Source organism: Flectobacillus sp., assembly GCF_049240685.1.
Classification (GTDB): Bacteria; Bacteroidota; Bacteroidia; order Cytophagales; family Spirosomataceae; genus Flectobacillus.
The window spans coordinates 1-1,740 of the sequence record NZ_JBMLSD010000471.1 but is presented as its reverse complement, the minus strand read 5'-3'; the positions used below and the strand labels follow the sequence as shown (position 1 = coordinate 1,740).

At 37.8% G+C, this 1,740-nt stretch carries 5 protein-coding genes; all 5 read right to left on the bottom strand.

Going from position 1 to position 1,740, the window contains the following annotated elements; translation table 11 throughout:
* Nucleotides 1-131 precede the first annotated feature (131 nt).
* Nucleotides 132-317 carry a hypothetical protein gene (locus ACOVQ4_RS21985; RefSeq protein ID WP_421822736.1) on the bottom strand — a complete coding sequence of 62 codons (186 nt, stop codon included), beginning with the start codon at nt 315-317 and terminating at the stop codon, nt 132-134.
* Nucleotides 318-349: 32 nt separating this feature from the next.
* Nucleotides 350-658, bottom strand: a complete 309-nt coding sequence (locus ACOVQ4_RS21980; protein ID WP_421822735.1) for a hypothetical protein — start codon at nt 656-658, stop codon at nt 350-352.
* A 130-nt stretch (nt 659-788) separates the two neighbouring features.
* A complete protein-coding gene (locus ACOVQ4_RS21975; RefSeq protein WP_421822734.1) occupies nt 789-1,169 on the bottom strand; it encodes a hypothetical protein in 381 nt (126 codons plus the stop codon).
* Entirely contained in the window at nt 1,148-1,390 is a 243-nt protein-coding gene (locus ACOVQ4_RS21970) for a hypothetical protein (protein ID WP_421822733.1), read from the bottom strand. Before ACOVQ4_RS21970 ends, ACOVQ4_RS21975 begins: the two co-directional genes overlap by 22 nt.
* The coding region (locus ACOVQ4_RS21965; protein ID WP_421822732.1) for a hypothetical protein at nt 1,362-1,740 on the bottom strand (379 nt) is incomplete at its 5' end. The genes ACOVQ4_RS21965 and ACOVQ4_RS21970, both read right to left, overlap by 29 nt.

Below are 1,740 nucleotides of genomic sequence, written 5' to 3'. Positions count from 1 at the left end.
GCTTGGGTCAAGTATCCAGAATGATGTTGAATTCTGCTTTTTGTAATAAGCCTCTATCATTCGCTTTTCACGATGAGTATAAGCCCTGAGAGCGTTATACTCATAAAAGTTTATCATTATGCCTACTCGGTTCATAGGTCAAGAATTTCGCAAGTGTCGTCTACATAGAATATCCAATCGTCACCAGCCTCATCGGTATAGTACACTCTATTTCGTAGGTCGTTAGCTTGGCCTATATAGGTACCACCAACCTGAATTTCTGAATTTGTACTTCTTTTATCTTCGATAGAAAGTACTCTAAATCTTACTGCTTGCATGATATTTTTGATTTGAATGTGATTGGTTTCTACTACTTCCTTGATTTCATCTTATTTGCAACGGTCAGAAACTTGTTGAACCCTTCAATTGCTGATAGAAGCTCCTTGATTGTCTCAGACTGCTCTTTCTGACTTTGTTCGCTCTCCTTTTTGAGCTTCTGAAGCTCAGTTCTTAGCTTGTTGATTTCGGACTCTTGCCTTTTGTAGGTTCGAATGATATGCTGAACTGCTTTATTTGCTGAGTGTTGATACTTTTGTCTCATGACATCGTTGATGATTTCAACGATATCCTGATTTTCTCGACTGTCAAGGTCTCTCAGGTTTATAATTTTTAATTCCATTGTGCTACCAATATTTGATTTATGAATTGCTGTTGAGTGATGCTCCAGTTAGAGCTTTAATATTTTTGCTACCAAAAAGGTATCTGCAGAGGGAAAAAATGATAGTTTCCCTGGCATAAATTGGTAGCAACTAACGGACGTTTTTCTTCTGGAAATTATGGTACGAAGCACGATGTTTAGAATCACAAAATAGACTTCCCTTGCGCTTGTCTTTTAGTTTTTGACCACAGTATAGACAGTGACCAGTAGGAGCGAGGTTTGAATCTAATTCGAGGGATGTATTCTCTTCATCAATTTCTTCTTGAGATTCTTCATTCTGGTATTTGACAATTCCATTGTCAATTAGGTAAGAAAAGTCAACCCCTAAATCCAAGCAAAGAAACTGTAGTCTTATAGAATATTTTGACTTCTCGGTATTGTTAATGCATCCAAGGTATTTTCCGTAAGTGTAGATAATATCCTCACGTAGTTTGATAACTTGGCTATTCGTCAAATGACTGAAATTATCCATTGTCCATCTTGGAGAGTTAAGGTTGCTGGCTGAATGATTTTGTTTCTACAATCGGGTTCTGAGTCTTTCAAATAGATTGAAAAGTATTGTGCGCTCAGTCGGGTCGAAAAATTGATAATGTTACCTTGGTTTGAGAAATCGACATTAGCTTGTTGCTCCCAACGGTCTGATAGCCTTACAAATGTGATTCCTTTAGCTTTTGTGATGATGATGTATCTCATGTGTAGATGGGGGTACATTTGGTTTAATCGTTCCTACGATATCCATGATATCCATCTGAATGTTTCCCTGAAACTGCTGTCTGGTGATACCGAGGAAGTCCGAAAGTCTTTTGACAATTTGTGGAGTGACATTTCGGTCTCCCCTGAGCATTTTTCGGATGTTCGAATTATCTGGATTTTCTCCATATCCAAGTTCCTCTCTGATGATGCTATAGAGCTTTTTTCGCTCCGAAAGAGGCATTTCTTTGTATTTTCGCTTAATCTGGAGTGGAATTTTTGTAGGATTTTCAAAAGTCTTCATGTGACCCGATTTAAGTATTGTTGACCCGTTTTTTAGAGTGGTGTTGAAA